Origin of the sequence: Corallococcus caeni (genome assembly GCF_036245865.1) — a bacterium.
GTDB classification, from domain to species: domain Bacteria; phylum Myxococcota; class Myxococcia; order Myxococcales; family Myxococcaceae; genus Corallococcus; species Corallococcus caeni.
The window spans coordinates 916758-932607 of sequence record NZ_BTTW01000002.1; the positions used below are offsets into that span (position 1 = coordinate 916758).

The 15850-nt window shown below is 72.0% G+C and carries 12 protein-coding genes; 6 read left to right on the forward strand and 6 right to left on the reverse strand.

What is annotated here, in order from left to right:
- Nucleotides 1-2748 carry a GDSL-type esterase/lipase family protein gene (locus tag AABA78_RS11910; RefSeq protein ID WP_338263084.1) on the reverse strand — a complete coding sequence of 916 codons (2748 nt, stop codon included), beginning with the start codon at nt 2746-2748 and terminating at the stop codon, nt 1-3.
- Nucleotides 2749-2929: 181 nt separating this feature from the next.
- Here AABA78_RS11910 and AABA78_RS11915 point away from each other — a divergent pair, with 181 nt between their 5' ends.
- From AABA78_RS11915 to AABA78_RS11930, 4 genes are all read left to right on the forward strand, one after another.
- A complete protein-coding gene (locus AABA78_RS11915; protein ID WP_338263085.1) occupies nt 2930-3991 on the forward strand; it encodes a mannose-1-phosphate guanylyltransferase in 1062 nt (353 codons plus the stop codon).
- 233 nt (nt 3992-4224) lie between these two features.
- Complete coding sequence (locus AABA78_RS11920) at nt 4225-6678, forward strand: protein kinase domain-containing protein (RefSeq protein ID WP_338263086.1); 2454 nt, start codon at nt 4225-4227, stop codon at nt 6676-6678.
- Between the two features lie 170 nt (nt 6679-6848).
- Nucleotides 6849-8219 (forward strand): phosphomannomutase/phosphoglucomutase, encoded by a 1371-nt coding sequence (locus AABA78_RS11925; RefSeq protein ID WP_338263087.1) that lies wholly within the window; start codon nt 6849-6851, stop codon nt 8217-8219.
- A 50-nt stretch (nt 8220-8269) separates the two neighbouring features.
- Nucleotides 8270-9202 (forward strand): ROK family protein, encoded by a 933-nt coding sequence (locus tag AABA78_RS11930; RefSeq protein WP_338263088.1) that lies wholly within the window; start codon nt 8270-8272, stop codon nt 9200-9202.
- Between the two features lie 136 nt (nt 9203-9338).
- Here AABA78_RS11930 and AABA78_RS11935 read toward each other — a convergent pair whose 3' ends face one another.
- Nucleotides 9339-10409 carry a WD40/YVTN/BNR-like repeat-containing protein gene (locus AABA78_RS11935; protein ID WP_338263089.1) on the reverse strand — a complete coding sequence of 357 codons (1071 nt, stop codon included), beginning with the start codon at nt 10407-10409 and terminating at the stop codon, nt 9339-9341.
- 59 nt (nt 10410-10468) lie between these two features.
- Nucleotides 10469-11365, reverse strand: a complete 897-nt coding sequence (locus tag AABA78_RS11940) for a DUF547 domain-containing protein (protein ID WP_338263090.1) — start codon at nt 11363-11365, stop codon at nt 10469-10471.
- Between the two features lie 103 nt (nt 11366-11468).
- Between AABA78_RS11940 and AABA78_RS11945 the strand changes: the two genes are divergently transcribed.
- Nucleotides 11469-12527, forward strand: a complete 1059-nt coding sequence (locus tag AABA78_RS11945) for a Rieske 2Fe-2S domain-containing protein (protein ID WP_338263091.1) — start codon at nt 11469-11471, stop codon at nt 12525-12527.
- Between the two features lie 59 nt (nt 12528-12586).
- Here AABA78_RS11945 and AABA78_RS11950 read toward each other — a convergent pair whose 3' ends face one another.
- Nucleotides 12587-12796 (reverse strand): hypothetical protein, encoded by a 210-nt coding sequence (locus tag AABA78_RS11950; protein ID WP_171414032.1) that lies wholly within the window; start codon nt 12794-12796, stop codon nt 12587-12589.
- A 143-nt stretch (nt 12797-12939) separates the two neighbouring features.
- Nucleotides 12940-14328, reverse strand: a complete 1389-nt coding sequence (locus AABA78_RS11955) for a TolC family protein (RefSeq protein WP_338263093.1) — start codon at nt 14326-14328, stop codon at nt 12940-12942.
- A 202-nt stretch (nt 14329-14530) separates the two neighbouring features.
- On the opposite strand from AABA78_RS11955, the gene AABA78_RS11960 reads away from it, so the two are divergent.
- Nucleotides 14531-15019, forward strand: coding sequence for a MarR family winged helix-turn-helix transcriptional regulator (locus AABA78_RS11960; RefSeq protein WP_338263094.1), 489 nt, complete (start codon nt 14531-14533; stop codon nt 15017-15019).
- A gap of 39 nt (nt 15020-15058) precedes the next feature.
- Here AABA78_RS11960 and AABA78_RS11965 read toward each other — a convergent pair whose 3' ends face one another.
- Nucleotides 15059-15850: an energy transducer TonB gene (locus AABA78_RS11965; protein ID WP_338263095.1), complete on the reverse strand. Its 792-nt coding sequence runs from the start codon at nt 15848-15850 to the stop codon at nt 15059-15061.

Consider the following 15850-nt stretch of genomic DNA (forward strand, 5'->3'; position numbering starts at 1 on the left):
TCAGGGCGCTCCCGCGGCGGAGGCCGTCGGCTCGCCGCCCTTCTTCGTGGACTCGTACGCCGCCATCAGGTCCTTCACGAACGCGTTCGCCAGCACCGCATACCCCTGCGGCGTCAGGTGCACGCCGTCCGCGTTGCCCAGCGGCAACGGCTGCCGCTGCCAGCGCTGCATGGACCGCTCACCGCCCATCGCCGCGCGCGCGGACCAGTACGCGCACCCCGCGTCCTTCGCCACCTGCGGCAACGTGTTCAAGACCTTCGCCAGGGACGGCGCCTCGTCCCACCGTCCGTTCGCATCCTGCGCGAGCCGGTCCGTGGGCCCGATGAGCAGGCACTCCGCGCCCGTTGCCTTGCGCATGCGCGCGATCAGCGCCGCGTAGTCCTGGCGCAGCCCGTTCGCGTCCAGCTCCGGCAGCGCTGCCTCGTTGGTGCCGTACCAGAACACCAGCAGGTCCGGCCGGCGCGCGGTGAGCTGCGCATCCATCGCTGACGCATCCATGTCCCGCGCGGTGAAGGCCGTGGCGCCGGGCAACCCCAGCGCGTCGTACACCAGCCCCGGCGTGTCGTACTCCAGCGACGCGCCCAGCACCGTCGCGCTGCCGCCACCCTCCGGGACCTTCACCTGGACCGAGTGCGCCACGCCCGTCACCGGGAACGAACGGATCCGCACCGTGGGCTGCGTGAGCGGCTCGGGCGGCGGCGCTTCGGGGGCGATTGCCTCTCCGTCCACGATGATGTCCGGCGCCGCGGCCCCGGGCGCATCCAGCGCGTACAGGTCCAGCCGGCCCTGGCGGTTCTTGTCCTCCGCGCAGCCGTCACAGAAGGAGATGCCCAGGCTCGCGCCGGGCGCTCCCACCGCGCGGATGCCGGTGAGCCCCCAGACGTTTCCGGAGGCGCCTCCGGCCGTGCTCTTCGCGTCCTCCACCGTCCACTCGCCGTCCAGCGTGCGCGTGACGTGCGCGGCCTCCAGCCGGGTGGACGGCTTGCCCGCGGCGATGAAGCCCCGGCCCGCGTCGCCGAAGCGCTTCGTCAGCACGTCGCGGACCTTGTCGGAGAAGTAGTGCGCCGCTGTGTGCGATGCGCCCAGCTGGGCGATGCCCACGCGCAGCTTCGCGCCGGACTCGCGGCGGGCCAGCGACTCGAACGTGCGGCGCAGCGCCGGGGTCGCGTTCTGGAGGCCGGTGGTGTCCGTGCCCGGCACGCGCGGCGGATGCGTGCGCGCGAAGGCCCGCTGCATCGCCAGGTCGAACAGGTGGCCCAGCAGGTTGGAGCCGCGCACGCGCGGGTGCACCAGGTCCTCCAGCATCAGGCCGGACTCCAGCCACTTGAGCGCGGAGCCCTCGCCGCCCATCGCCGCCAGCGTGTCGTAGAAGGCGCAGCCTCCCGCGCGCGCCTCCTCGCGGAACACCTCCGACACCTCCGCCGAGTGCCGGCGCGTGACGAGCTCGCCGCTCATCGTGCGCACGCCCGCGTCGATGGGCGACATGACGAGGCACGCCGCGTCCGGCACCGACGTGCGCACGCGCGACACCAGCTCCTTCATCTGCGAGCGGACCTCGTCCAGCGTGGTGCGCTCGCGCGACAGGAAGAACGCCTCGTTGCCGCCCACCATCAACACCACCAGCGACGGCTTGCGGTGCCGGAGCTGCGCGCGGAACGCCTGGGGCTGCGCGCGCAGGTACACCTCCGCCATGCCGCCCAAGAGGCCCACCGTGTCGTAGACGACGCCCGGCGTGCCGGACTCCAGCGAGACCCCGTGCAGCTCCGTCTTGCCGCTCGCGGTGAGTGTCAGCGTCTTCGCGCCCTCGGGGAGCTTCAGCCGCGCGAACGCCGCCTCCGCCTTGGGTCCGAACGCGCGCGTCTGGATGCGCTGCGTGTTCTTGCCGTCCACCGCCACCTGCACGGCGCCGTTGGCCGGCTGGGCCAGGAAGAACAGCTCCGCCTCGCGCGCGCCCTCCACGGAGTAGCGCGTGCCCTGCGCGGGGCCGCTCGTGGAGAAGGCCACGCCCGTCCAGCCCACGCGGTCCTTGGGCCAGTGCGTGTCCACCAGCCGCTCCATCTTCCATCCGTCCGTGCTCGCGGTGCCCGCGCGCGTGGCGCGGCCGGCGCTCGCCAGCCGGTGGATGTAGAGGAAGCCCGGACCGCCCGAACCGAAGCGCTCCTGGAGCCGGTCGCGCACCACGTCCGTGATGTAGTCGGAGGCGATGAGCGAATCGCCCAGGTGCACCACCCGCACCGGCGTGCGCCGCGCGTCCGAGCGCAGGTCCCCGAGCGCCTTCATGAACGGCGCCAGGCCGTCCTCTTCACACGAACCGTCCGCGCGCGTCTTGCGACAGTTGAGCTCGATGTCCACGTGCTTCGCGCCCATGCGCTCGCGCAGCGCTTCCAGCTCCAGTGCGTTCGCCAGCGTGGGGGCGCTCAGCTCCTCCAGGCCGATGCCGGGCACGGCGGGCGCTTCGCCCACCTGCGGGCCCGCCTGCGGATCCGTGTCGGTGACGGCGGTGTCCGCTTCCGCGAGCGCGGAGGGCGGAGCGTCCGGGGCCATGCTGTCGGCGGGCGGACGCGGGGCCTTCACGCCGCGCAGTGACGCGGGCAGCACGAGCGCCGCCAGCTTGGGCCCGAGCGAACCTTCCTGACGGAGGCTGGGGAGGGGGCGGAACTTCTCCGGCAATGGCGCCAGGGACACCCCCACCGCCAGCAGCACGGTGAAGGCCAGCGTCCATCCGGTGGATGTGGGCTTGAGGCTCAACGCCGGGGCATGAGACTGGCTTTTCGGGGGCGGGTCAAAACTCTGCCCACATTGTCGCGCCCCATCCCTCGGGGGGCAGGCGGCCGGGCCCCCTTCCTCGGACGGCGCGAAGCGCTATGGTGCGCCGCCGTTCGCGCCGGGTTCGTGGTCCGGCGTCCCGAGTAGGAGCTCGCACCCGCATATGGCCCTCTATCCCGTCATCATGGCCGGAGGCTCCGGCACCCGCTTCTGGCCGCTGTCCCGCCAGGCCCGTCCGAAGCAGTTCCTCCCGCTGGCCTCCAAGCAGCCGCTGCTCACCGACACCGCCCAGCGCCTCAAGGGGCTGGCGCCGGTGAAGAACACCTTCATCGTGTGCGGTCCCGTGCACGCGAAGACGGCCGCGAAGCTGGTGAAGGGATTGCCCAAGGGCAACCTGCTGGTGGAGCCCGTGGCGCGCAACACCGCGCCCGCCATCGCGCTCGCCGCGCTCCAGGTGGCCGCGCGCGACCCCAAGGGCGTGCTCGCGGTGCTGCCGTCGGATCACCACGTGGCGGACGTGAAGGGCTTCCAGCGCACGCTCGCGGAAGCGGCGCGCATCGCGGAGGGCGGCCACATCGTCACGCTGGGCATCAAGCCCGCGCGCCCGGAGACGGGCTACGGCTACATCCAGGTGGGTGACGCGCTGGACGGCGGTGGCCGGCGCGTGAAGGCGTTCAAGGAGAAGCCGGACCTCAAGACGGCGCAGGAGTACCTGGCCGGCGGCGACTACCTGTGGAACGGCGGCATCTTCGTCTTCCGCGCGGACGTGATGCTGGAGGCCTTCCAGAAGCACATGCCGGAGATGCAGAAGGGCCTGGACGCGCTCCAGAAGGCCGCGGGCAAGCGCACCTTCCCGGCCGTGCTCAAGCGCGTGTTCCCCAAGCTGCCCTCCATCTCCATCGACTACGGCGTGATGGAGAAGGCGGAGAACATCGCGGTGCTGGACGGCGACTTCGGCTGGTCCGACGTGGGCTCCTTCGCCGCCATCCCCGAAGTGCGCCCCGCGGACGCTCAGGGCAACGTCGTCTCCGGCGACGCGGTGCTGGTGGACTGCACGGGCTGCGTGGTGCTCGCGGACAAGCGCACGCTGTCCGTCGTGGGCATGCACGACGTGGTGGTGGTGGACTCCGGTGACGCCGTGCTCGTGGTCCCCAAGGACAAGAGCCAGGACGTCCGCAAGGTCGTCGAGGCGCTCAAGGCCCGGAAGCGCACCCGGCTGCTGTAGGCGGCGCTGTAGGCCTGGGGGCGACTCCGCCTCCTGTTTCCCCTCACACATTTCTTCCCGGGGCTCCCTGTCGTTTCTACAGGGGGCCCTCGTTCGTTTCGGGCAGGTCGCTGGCACCTGCGGGCGGTTGGAGTGTCGCCGCGAGGACGGAGGCGGCCCCCGGGCACGAGGCGCGGAGGTTGCAAGCCCACTCCGGGTCCGCCCCATTTCCGGGGTGACAGGCGGGGATGGCGATGGGCTGCAAGCGCTGCGTAGGCGACCACCGGAACGACGAGGCGTGCCCCGGCGCACGGCCTGGGGTGCCGGGGGATTCGCTGGAGGGCCAGCGGCACGGGCCGCTGCTCTTGAAGCGCCGGCTGGAGGTGGGGGCGGTGGCGTCGGTGTACCTGGCGGAGTACGTGCCCACGGGGCACCGCTTCGCGGTGAAGGTGCTGCACGCGCACCTGGCGGCCCGCCCCGCCGTGCGCGCCCGTTTCATCGCGGAGGCGCTGGCGCAGCGCAACGTCGTGCACCGCCACGTGGCGCGCGTGCTGGACGTGCGCCCCGGTCCCCAGGGCCTGCCCTGCGTGCTGATGGAGGCGCCGGAGGGCGAGTCGCTGAGCGCGCTGCCCCTGCCGCTGTCGCCGGCCGAGGTGGGCGAGGTGTTGGATCAGGCGCTCGCGGGGTTGGAGGCGGCGCACGCGCGGGGGCTGGTGCACGGGGACCTCACGCTGGATTCGATGTTCGTCACGCGCGACGCGAAGGGTGAGCGGCGCGTGCGGGTGCGCGACTTCGGCGCGGGCGCGGTGCGGGAGGCGGCGCTGTCGCAAGAGGAGCGCGCGCGGGGCGTGACGGTGGGCTCGCCCACGTTCATGGCGCCCGAGCAGTGCGCGGGCATGGCTGGCAGCCCTCGCGCGGACCTGCACGCGATGGGCGTGGCGGGCTACCTGCTGGTGACGGGCCGGTTGCCGTTCGGGCTGGGGCGCTCCGCGGATGTGACGCTGTTTCCGCCTCACGCCGTCAACGCGAGCGTGCCGCCCGCGCTGTCCACGGTGCTGCTGCGCGCGCTGGCCGCGAAGCCGGAGGACCGCTTCGACAGCGCGTGGGCCTTCCGCGTCGCGCTCGCGGAGGCGCTGGGTATGAAGGCTCCGGTGCGGAACGCGGCGGCGGATGCGCCCGCGGGCCTGGACTCCCAGGCGGAGCAGGGCGCCGCGTTGAAGGCCGCCCCGTCCCCGGTGGACTCCGACGCGGACGACTTCGACATCGTGGAGGACGTGCCCGAATGGGGCATGGCCGCCACGTCCATGGAGGATGCGGCCCTGCGCGCGGCGGATGGCGCGCCGTCGAGCGCCCGCGCCGGTGAGGTGTCCATGCGCGCGGAGGTGGCCGCGTTCTGGTCCTCGGCCGTGGCGCTGCTGGGCCCGGCCGAACCGGAGCTGCCTGCCGACATGCTGCCGCGGACCGGCGCGTCTGGAGCCGATTCCTCGGGCTCCGCCGCTTCGGGGGCGCCCATCCTCCTGGTGCAGCCGGCGGCCCACGCTCCGGCCGCGACCATGAAGCTCGGCGTCGTCGAGGCGAACCTGCTCCAGTCCGCCGCGCCCATCCTGCTGGTGGATCCGGCCTCGCCCCTGGACGTCACGCCCCAGCCGGCGGCGAACCCCTCGTCCACGCTGGGCGCCGCGGCCATCCCGTTCATGACCCTGGCGCCCACGGTGATTCCGTCGCCCCCGCCCATTCCGCTGGTGGACGTCGTGCAGGACGCCGCGCCCATCCCGCTGGTGAACGCGGTGGCGCCGCTGGAGGCCTCCGCGCCGCGCACGGACGCGCCCGCGGACCTGCGCGTGCGCCTGGGCCTGACGCCGGGTGAGGTCCTCCAGGCTGTCTCCGTGAGCGACGTCGCCCCCGAAGGCCTCTTCGCCGAGTGCCAGGGCAACCTGCCCCCGCTCGCCGCGCGGCTGACGGTGGAGGTGTCCTTCCGGGGGGAGACGGCCCTGGGCGCCTGCGACGTCGTCCGCCACGTCACCTTCGACGAGGCGCGCACCTGGAACGTGCCCGCCGGCGTCTTCGTCCACTTCTCCGACGAGTTCCCCGCCCTGGGCCGGCTGCTCTCCCGCGCCCTCATGGAGGACGCGGAGCCCGCGCCCGACGCGGAGCTGGCGCGCATGCTGTCCCGCGCTGAGGCTGTGGCCCGCGACCCGTACAGCCTGCTGGGCGCGAAGCACGACGCGGACTTCGGCGACATCCACCGCCGCGCCCAGGCCGCCCTGCGCCGCCTGGTCGCCTTCCAGCACCGCCCGCTGCCCACCCCGCAACGCCAGGCCCTGGACGCCCTGCGCGTGCGCGTGCTGGCCGCGCAGCGGATGCTCGGCGACCCGCTCTCCCGCGTGGGCTACGACGCCACCCGGGGCAACCTGGGGGGCCTGGCCCGCTGTGTCGCCGCGGGCGTCCCGGAGCCCACCATGGAGGCCCTGCGCAGCGCCTTCCTGGCCGCCCGGCCGGAGGTGGAGAAGAAGGCCCGCGCCCTCTTCACCCAGGGGCACGCGTTGGAGGTCCAACGGGCCATCCCGGCCGCGCTGGAGCGCTACGCGGAGGCGCTCAAGCTGGACCCGCTGAACACGTCCTGGCTGAAGCACTACCAGTCGCTGCTGCGGCGGGTGCCGGCGGAGGCCGGAGCCGGTGGGGCCCGGAGGCCGGAGGCCATGGCCTGATGGGGGCCATCAGCCGCCCCCCGGGGTAGGTTCCGCCCTCCCGGGGAGGCCCGGGCGTTCAACAGTCAGCCGGGCGCGTTCGGGTGTGTGCAGCCCCCGGGGCCGCTCGTGTAGTGTCCGACGCCTTCCGTTACGCCCTCCCGGTTCCTGTCGAGGGTGGGGACACTGCCATGAACGCGCACATCTTCCGCGAGTACGACATCCGAGGTCTGGTGGACAAGGACCTCACCATCGAGGTGGTGGAGCTCCTGGGCCTGGGCCTGGGCACCATGATCCGCCGCAAGGGCGGCACCTCCATCGTGGTGGGCCGCGACTGCCGCGAGTCCTCCACGCGCTTCCGCGACGCGCTCGCCAAGGGCCTCACCGCCACCGGCCTGGACGTCTACGACGTGGGCGTGGTGCCGACGCCGCTGACCTACTTCGCGGCGAACACGCTGCCCGTGGACGGCCTGGCGATGATCACCGGCAGCCACAACCCGAAGGAGTTCAACGGCTTCAAGATTGGCGCCGGCAAGACGACCTTCCACGGCCCCGAAATCAAGGAGCTGCGCCGCCTCATCGAGGCGAAGGACTTCGCGACCTCGGACAAGCCCGGCAAGGTGACGCCCTACGACATCATCACGCCCTACAACCACTTCATCCGCCAGACGGTGAAGGTGGGCCGCAAGGGGATGAAGATCGTCATCGACGCGGGCAACGGCACGGGCGGCGCCATCGCGGTGCCCCTGTTCGAGAGCATGGGCTTCGACGTGGTGCCCCTGTTCTGCGAGATGGACGCGGACTTCCCCAACCACCACCCGGACCCCACGGTGGTGGAGAACCTCCAGGACCTCATCAAGAAGGTGAAGGAGGTCAAGGCGGAGGTGGGCATCGCCTACGACGGCGACAGCGACCGCATCGGCGTCATCGACGACCAGGGCAACGTGCTCTGGGGGGACCAGCTGATGGTGCTCTTCAGCCGCTACGTGCTGAAGGAGTCCCCGGGCGCGGCCATCATCGGCGAGGTGAAGTGCAGCTACACGATGTACGACGACATCGCGAAGCACGGCGGCCGGCCCATCATGTGGAAGGCCGGGCACTCCCTCATCAAGTCGAAGATGAAGGAGGAGCACGCGGAGCTGGCCGGCGAGATGAGCGGCCACATCTTCTTCAAGCACCGCTACTTCGGCTTCGACGACGCGGTGTACGCGTCCGCGCGCCTGCTGGAGATCCTGACGCAGGAGAAGCAGTCCATGTCGCAGCTGCTCTCCGACGTGCCGAAGACCTTCGCCAGCCCCGAGCTGCGCTTCGACACGACGGAGGAGAAGAAGTTCGCGATGGTGAAGCGCGCCACGGAGATCTTGCGCGACGCGGGCCACAAGGTGGTGGACGTGGACGGCGTGCGCGTGACGTTCCCGGACGGCTGGGGGCTCATCCGCGCGTCGAACACGCAGCCCATCCTGGTGCTGCGCTACGAGGCCAGCACGGAGGCTCGCGTGAAGGAGATTCAAGCGCTCATCGAGAAGACCGTCGCGCAGGCGCAGAAGGAAGTCGGCGCCTAGGCCTTCGGCGCTCCACGCGAAGCACACGCAAGTAAGGGAAGGAACTGGCCATGCCGACGCTGGGAATCGACCTGGGCGGGACGTTCGCCCGGGCCGCGGTGGTGGATGGGAAGGGCGCGATCCTCGCGAGCGCCAAGGTGGCGTTGCAGGACCGCAAGCCGCCGGGCGTGGTGGAGACCATCGCCCAGGCGGCGGAGGAGGCGGTGAAGAAGGCCGGGGTGAAGGTGGAGGGCTGCGGCGTGGGCGCGGCGGGGCAGATCCACAAGGACACGGGCGTCATCTCCGTGGCGCCCAACCTGGGCTGGCGCGACGTGCCGTTTGCTCAGCTGCTGAAGAAGCGGCTGGGCTTCGACGTGAAGGTGGTGAACGACCTGTCCGCGGCGGCGTGGGGCGAGCTGCACGCGGGCGCGGGTCGCGGCGCCCAGGACATCCTGGTGGTGTTCGTGGGCTCCGGCGTGGGCAGCGCCATCATCGCGGACGGGCGGCTGGTGCACGGCGGCGGCGGCGTGGCGGGTGAGCTGGGGCACATCAAGGTGGTGCCTGGCGGGCGGCTGTGCGGCTGCGGTGAGCACGGCTGCCTGGAGGCGTACGCGGGCGGCCACAACCTCATCGCGCAGACGAGGGAGTTGCTGGCGTCGGGCAGCTCGCGCGTGCTGGAGCAGCTGACCGGCGACGACCCGGACACCATCACGCCGGTGACGCTGGAGACGGCGGCGGACGCGGGCGACGCGAAGGCCAAGGAGATCCATGAGCGAGCGGCGCAGTTCCTGGCGCTCGCGGTGGCCAACTACGTGACGGTGCTCAACCCTTCGCGACTGGTGGTGGGTGGCGGCGTGCTGATGCACTGCCCGGGGCTCAAGCGGCAGGTGCTGGACGGCGTGCAGCAGTGGTCGTCCCGCGTGTCGCGCGAGGGCCTGCTCATCGCCGACGCGGAGCTGGGCGACGACAGCGGCATCATCGGCGCGGCGCTGCTGGTGAAGTGAGGCACCCGGCGCGGGTGGAGCCTGCTCCCCCCGCGCCATGCAGGTCCCGTCAGGGCACTCGCGGCGCGAAGCCGCTGCCATGCGATGCGGCTCGCGCCACGCATGGCTGTTCCGCGGTGGCAAGGAGGCCCGAGCGCTACGGCTGCTTCGGCGCTGCCTTCGGAGCCGGCGCCGCGCTCGTGAAGACGAGCTTCGCGATGCGCCCCTCCTCACCCACGGCCCAGGCGGTGTCCCGCGTGCGCGGCGGCGTGGACACGGCGTGGAAGCCCGTGGCGTCCAGCGGCTCCCACGTCCTGCCCGCGTCCTTCGACACGTCCGAGCCCGTGGGCCCTACGGAAACGAGCCACATCTTGCGCTCGCGCGTGAGCGGGGCCACGCAGGAGCGGTAGCCCCCGGGCGGCTTGCCGGGCACGGTCCACTGGCGCTTGCCCGCGTCCAGCGTGAGCGCCGCGTTGCCCGTGGCCACCTCCGGCTGCTTGTAGTTGCCGCCCACCGCGATGCCCGCCATCGGGCTCCAGAAGTAGAGCGAGAACACGCCCGCGCCCTCTCCGGTGGCCAGCGGCGTGGGCGCGATGCCCCAGTGCTTTCCCCGGTCCGCGGAGTGGAGCACGCGCGCGGCGGAGCCCCCCAGCCCGAACCAGACGTGGGACGTGCCGTACACCGCGATGCTCGTGCCGCTGGCGGCGAAGCCCGCCTCGCCCGCGAGCGCGGCCGGCAGGGCGCCCTCCGGCACGGGCTTCCACGTCGCGCCGCCGTCCTCCGTGGTGATGACCACGAAGTGCCCGTCCACAGGATCGCTGAACGCGATGCCGTGCTGTTCGTCCCAGAAGGCCATGCCGTTGAAGAAGGCCCCGGGCATGGCGTTGGTGAACTGGAGCGTCCAGTGCGCGCCCCCGTCCGTCGTCTTGTAGATGCGCGACTTGTCACCCGCGCCAATGGACAGCACGTACGCGGTGCGGTCGCTGAGGGCATCCACGTCGCGGAAGTCCAGCGCCTCCGCGCCCGGCACCGGCGCCTGCGTCCACGTCTTCCCTCCGTCCGTGGTGCGCACGACGGTGCCCTTGTCCCCGCTGGCCCACGCCACACGGCCGTCCACCGCGCTCACGCCGCGAAGCCGCACCGTCGTCCCGCTCGCCTGCGGCTCCCACTTCATGTCCGCGCTCCCCAGGGCCAGCCACGTCGCCAGCCACACCGCTCCCATCGTCATGTCCCGGTGCCTCCCGCGTGTTCCATCCGCGAAGCAGGGACGCTAGCCGAAGGGGCCCGTCAGCGCCGCGCGGCGGTGTTCGCGGCGTCGGGCAGCGACGTGTCCTCGGGGATGAAGTCGACACGGCACCTGTCCAGCTGGGGGCCACAGGCGCGGTCCAGGTCGCCGCGCGTGTCGCAGCCCGGGCGCTCCTCGCAGGTGTCCGGCAGGAAGGCCCAGACGAACTGGAGCACGTTGCCGCCCCGGCCCTCCGGCAGCGCGGCCAGGAAGTCCTGCCTCCGGTCCTGGAACAGGCGCGCCAGGTGCACGGTCTTGTCCTCCAGCTTCACGTGGCGCGCGTCTCCCATGTACCGGCGGCTGGCGTCGTTGAGCTGGGCGTCCAGGAACTCCGGCTGGTAGGGCGCGCCGTCCAGCCGGGGCCCGCCGCGCGTCCCGCGGAAGAGGGCGAAGTGCACGCGCGGGTCGGCGTACTCGCCCAGGAGGACGCGCTGCTCCAGGGCGTACAGCGTCAGCCGCTCACCGCCCACCGGCCACGCGTGGCCCCAATAGAAGCCGCCGAACCAGGACGCGTCCACGCCGTCCGGGTAGCGCTCCACCAGCTGCATCAACACCAGCGCGTTGTACGCGTTGATCCAGTACGCCAGCCCGTCCTCGGGCGAGGGGAACAGCTCCGGCTGTCGGTGCGGCGACACCGCCGCGAGCGACCCGACGAAGCGCTCCAGCGACGCGCGGTCTCGCGACAGGCCCTCGAAGTCCAGGTCCCCGCTGGGCCGCACGTGGCTCAGCGCCTGCGCGTAGTCCGTGTAGCCGAAGGGCTCGGCCGCCGGGGGCACCGGCGCCGGCAGGGCACCCCCCACGTACAGCCCCGCTCCCACGGCGAGCACCACCAGCACGGCCAGCAGGGCCACCACCGCGAGCCAGCGCGTGCGGCGGGGGGAAGGGACGGGGGCGTTCACGGCCTGGCAGTCTATGCCACCCGCGCGGCCCGGCTCCCACCCTTCAGGTCCTGCCAGGACCCACCCGGGGTCCGCCGCGACAGGCCGCTATACTGCCCGCGCCATGGAGCCTACCCCCGACGTCGTCAGGCACTTCCATCCGGTGCTGCCCTCCCGCCAGCTGCGCCGTCAGCCCGTCCGCGTGGAGCTGGCGGGCCATGCCTACGCGCTCTTCCGGGACGCCTCCGGCCAGGCCGCGGCGCTGTCGGACGCGTGTCCCCACCGCTTCGCGCCGCTGTCGAAGGGCACCGTGACGAAGGAGGGCCTGCTCCAGTGCCCGTACCACGGCTGGCGCTTCGACGCGCGAGGGCAGGGCGTCAACCCCAGCCAGCCGGAGCTGCGCCACTGCGAGGCGAAGAGCTTCCAGGTGGTGGAGCGCCACGGCTACCTCTGGCTCGCCCACGCGAGCACGCCCGTGTCCGCGATGCCGGAGCTCGCCGGCGGGGACTACGTCTTCGGTGGGACGTTCTCCACGCTGTTCCAGGCGCCGCTGCACGTGGCGCTCGACAACTTCAGCGAGGACGAGCACACGCCCTTCGTCCACACCCGGCTGGGCTGGAGCGGCGCGCAGGCGGGCGCGGTGCAGTACGAGGCGCACAACCACGAGGACCACACGGAGGTGCACTACCGCGCCCCGCAGCGGCCCGCGCCCATCATGCGGCTGCTCATGGTGGGCAAGGGAGACGTCTTCCACAACGACTGGGTGACGCGCTTCGACCCGGTGCGCAGCGTCTACACGGTCCGCTGGACGACGCCCTCGGGAGCGCCGCGCCCCTTCACCACGCAGGCGCACATCTTCTTCGTGCCGGAGACGGCGCGCACCACGCGCCTGCACGTCTTCTCCTTCCTGCGCACGGCGGTGCCCGCGCTGAGGCCCTTGCTGCCGGTGGCGGCGAAGGCCGCGCTGGGCCTCACCTGGTGGGAGGTGCGCGACGACGCGCGCTTCATCCCCACCGTGGCGGACACGCCCTACAGCCACAAGGGCATGCGGCTGGACAAGTACGACAAGCCGCTCGTGCACCAGCGCAAGCTCATGGAGCGCATCTACTACGCGCACGAGGTGCACGAGGCGCCTGAGCCAGGGCCGGCGCTCCCCCGGGTCCACGACGCCACGGGCACCTGAGCGTCAGGTGCGCCGTCGCATCGCGTGGACCGTTGGGACGGGCTTCCAAGCCTGGGCCGTCAGTGCATCGGCGCGGGTTCCTCGTAGACGGGCACCGTCTCCCCGGTGCGCGCCTCGTAGGCGTTGCAGCCGCTGTCACCGGAGACCACGAGCGCGAACTTCTTGAGCTCGGATTGGTTGCAGCTCTGCGTCTCTTCGTCGCTCGGCTCGTCGCTGTTGCCCGCGAAGAAGCGACAGTTCTTGCAGTTGCCCCATGATGCGTCCGCCATGGTTCCCTCCTCGTGGAAACAGGTCCGTAAGAGGAGGGTGGGGCCGGTGCCGGCCCCCCACAACGAGGCACCTGCTTCCCGCCCGGGAGGGCAGGGGACCCGGCGCCCTGGAAAGGCGCCGGGAATTGCACCTCGCCGCACGCCTACTGCTGGGGCGCGGGCTGCGGCTGGGCCGGCTGCTCCTGGGCCGGCTGCTGCGGCTGCGGAGGCGCGCCCGCGCCGGGCTCCGCGCCCAGGGCGGCCGCTTCCTTGCGCACCGACCCGGACTCGAACGAGCCCAGCGAGTTGAGCAGGCGCAGCGCGGCGAGCGAAGCCTGGAGGCGCTCGGACACGAAGCCCACCTCCGCGTTGGTGAGCGCGGTGTTGGCGTCCGCGACCTCCAGGTAGGTGGCGACGCCCGCCTTGAAGCTCACGTCCGTCAGGCGGTTGGACTCGCGCGCCAGCTCCAGGGCCTCCTCGGCCTTGGCGCGGTTGGCCAGCGCGTTCTCCAGGTCCAGCTTGGAGCGGCGCACCTCTTCCTTCACGCGGGCCTGCGCCAGCGTCTGGGTGACGGTGGCCTCGCGCACGCGGGACGACGCCTCGGAGAGGTTCGCCTCGCGCAGGCCGCCGTCGAACAGCGTCCAGCTGGCGCCGAAGGTGATGGCCCAGGTCTCGTTCTGGCCTGTGAAGCCCGCCGCGTTCGCGATGCGGTAGGCGCCCGTCACGCCCAGCGTGGGCAGGTAGCTCAGGAGCACGCCCGTCTTGTTGATGCGGCTGAGCTTCAGGCCCACTTCGGAGGCCTGCACGTCCGAGCGCTCCTGCAGCGCCTTGTTCACCAGCTCATCCGGCGACGCCTGCGCGGGCACCGTCGGCTCCGGCGGCGCGGCCAGCTCGAAGTCCGGCTCGCGCTGGATGAGCGTGCCCAGCGCCAGCTTCAGGCCCGCGAGCGCGTTCTTCGCGCGCACCAGGTCCTGCTCCGCGCGCGAGCGGTCCAGCTGGGCGCGAAGCAGCGCCACGCGCGTCACCGTGCCCGCGTCGAACCGGGCCTGGGTGTCCTTCTCCCGCGCCTGGTTCAGCTCCAGGAGCCGCTCCTGCGCGCGCAGGGCTTCCTGCTGCGCCGCGGCGCCGTAGTACGCCTGCGCCACGCCGAAGAGCACCTGCCGGCGCGCCGTCTGCGTGTTGAGCTCCGCCAGCCGCACGGACTTGTAGGAGGCCGCGATGCCCGCCCACAGCTGCGGCGCGATGATGGCCTGCCGCACCTCCGCCTGCGCACCCTTCTGGATGAGCGGCTGGATGGTGATGTCCACCGGGGCGATGGGACCCGCGGGGATGACGGCCGCCACGTTGTTGCGCGTGATGGACGCTCCCACGGTGATGTTGGGCAGGTAGCCCGCCCAGGCCTTGCGCGTCGCGAGCGACGCCTGCTCGAAGCGCTCCTGGGCGATCTTCAAATCGAGGTTCTGCTGGCGGGCCGACTCCAACGCCTCATCCAGCGTCAGTACGGGCGCCGCGGCCAGGGTGGCCGACAGGGACAGCGCCAGAAGGGTACTCATACCGCTCGACCTCCTCACCGACTCGCGGGAGCGCGAGGCGGATCCGTCCAATGGACGACTGCGTTGCGTCCTCTACCCGACCTGAAGGCGGCGTTGAAGTAATCCGCACTGTCGGATGTTGGAATATGCGGAATGTAGTAGCGGTCAATGGTTGATGATGTCAATTGTTTATGTGCGCACGATGAATTAACGTAAATTCACTATGAACGGTTTCAACGACGGTCCCAGCGAGCAGGTGATGCGTCGGCCGGCGTCCCACGGAGGCCCGGCCCAGAGCGAGAGTGGGCTGCCCGAGCAGGCGTGGACGCTCCTCTTCGAGCTGCTGCACACCCACATGCGCAACTTCCCCGCCCTGGCGGCGGAGTTCGAGCTGTCCCCGGTGCAGGCGCACGTGCTGCGGCAACTGGGCGAGGGGGCGCTCGCGATGAGCACGCTCGCCAACTACCTGTCGTGTGACGCGTCCAACGTGACGGGGCTGGTGGACCGGCTGGAGGCGCGAGGGCTGGTGGAGCGCAAGAGCAGCGAGCAGGACCGCCGGGTGAAGATGCTGGTGCTGACGGAGGCGGGCGCGGAGCTGCGCGGCCGGCTGATGGCGCGGCTGACGGCGCCGCCGCCCCTCATCGCCGCGATGCCGGACGAGGACCTGGCGGCGCTGCGCGACATCATGCGCCGCGCGCTCAAGACGCAGTAGCGCGCTCGGGCGCCCCAGTCCCCGGGGCGCCCGGACTGCTCAGTCCAGCAGGAAGGTGTACGAGTACTTCATCTCCGTGGCCACCGCCTCGCCGCCCTTGATGGCGGGCTTGAAGCGGAAGCGCCGGATGGCGTCGCGCGCGGCCTCGTTGAGGCCGTAGCCGGGCCCGGAGATGACCTTCACGTTGGTCACCTTGCCCTCCGCGTCGATGGTGATGGACAGCGTGACGGTGCCTTCGATGCCCGCGCGGCGCGCCTCGTCCGGGTAGGGAATCTTCACCTCGGACGCGACCGAGGGCTCCGAGTCCACCTGGTACACGGGCACGTACTTCGGCGCGGAGTAGCCCTTCACGTCCTGGGGGGCCTTCGCGGTGCCGTTGGCCTTGCCGTAGGCGGTGTTGCCCACGGGCGCGGCGAAGGAGCCCGCGCTGGTGGTGGACGACATGGTCATGCCCACCACCAGCGGCGGCGGCTTGGCGTTGGGCTCCGGCGGCGGCGTGTCGTTGGGCGGCGGCGGGGCCTCCGTCGGGGGCGGGGGCTTGGGCGCCTCCGCGACCTTGATGGGCGGCGGCTTCACCGGCTTCACCTTCGGCGGCGGGGGAGGCTTGGGCTCCTCCTTCTTCTCCTCCGGAGGCGGCGGGGGCGGCGGCTTCTGCACCTCCACCATGACCATCTCCACGGGCTTCTGGGCAGGCGTGAGCTTGCGGCCCTCCATGGTGGAGAGGTACCCGAAGGCCAGCCCGTGCAGCGCGAGCGACACGAGGAGGAACACGAGCAGGAACCGCGTGGAGCGGTCGCGCTGGGGGATGGGGTCGAGGACCGCCTGGCTCAT

What these genes read in the sequence shown, in the direction of transcription:
- AABA78_RS11915 (WP_338263085.1), top strand. Translation starts at nt 2,930, where the DNA reads ATGGCCCTCTATCCCGTCATCATGGCCGGAGGCTCCGGCACCCGCTTC.
- AABA78_RS11920 (WP_338263086.1), top strand. Translation starts at nt 4,225, where the DNA reads ATGGGCTGCAAGCGCTGCGTAGGCGACCACCGGAACGACGAGGCGTGC.
- AABA78_RS11925 (WP_338263087.1), top strand. Translation starts at nt 6,849, where the DNA reads ATGAACGCGCACATCTTCCGCGAGTACGACATCCGAGGTCTGGTGGAC.
- AABA78_RS11930 (WP_338263088.1), top strand. Translation starts at nt 8,270, where the DNA reads ATGCCGACGCTGGGAATCGACCTGGGCGGGACGTTCGCCCGGGCCGCG.
- AABA78_RS11935 (WP_338263089.1), bottom strand. Translation starts at nt 10,409, where the DNA reads ATGACGATGGGAGCGGTGTGGCTGGCGACGTGGCTGGCCCTGGGGAGC.
- AABA78_RS11945 (WP_338263091.1), top strand. Translation starts at nt 11,469, where the DNA reads ATGGAGCCTACCCCCGACGTCGTCAGGCACTTCCATCCGGTGCTGCCC.
- AABA78_RS11950 (WP_171414032.1), bottom strand. Translation starts at nt 12,796, where the DNA reads ATGGCGGACGCATCATGGGGCAACTGCAAGAACTGTCGCTTCTTCGCG.
- AABA78_RS11955 (WP_338263093.1), bottom strand. Translation starts at nt 14,328, where the DNA reads ATGAGTACCCTTCTGGCGCTGTCCCTGTCGGCCACCCTGGCCGCGGCG.
- AABA78_RS11960 (WP_338263094.1), top strand. Translation starts at nt 14,531, where the DNA reads ATGAACGGTTTCAACGACGGTCCCAGCGAGCAGGTGATGCGTCGGCCG.
- AABA78_RS11965 (WP_338263095.1), bottom strand. Translation starts at nt 15,850, where the DNA reads ATGAGCCAGGCGGTCCTCGACCCCATCCCCCAGCGCGACCGCTCCACG.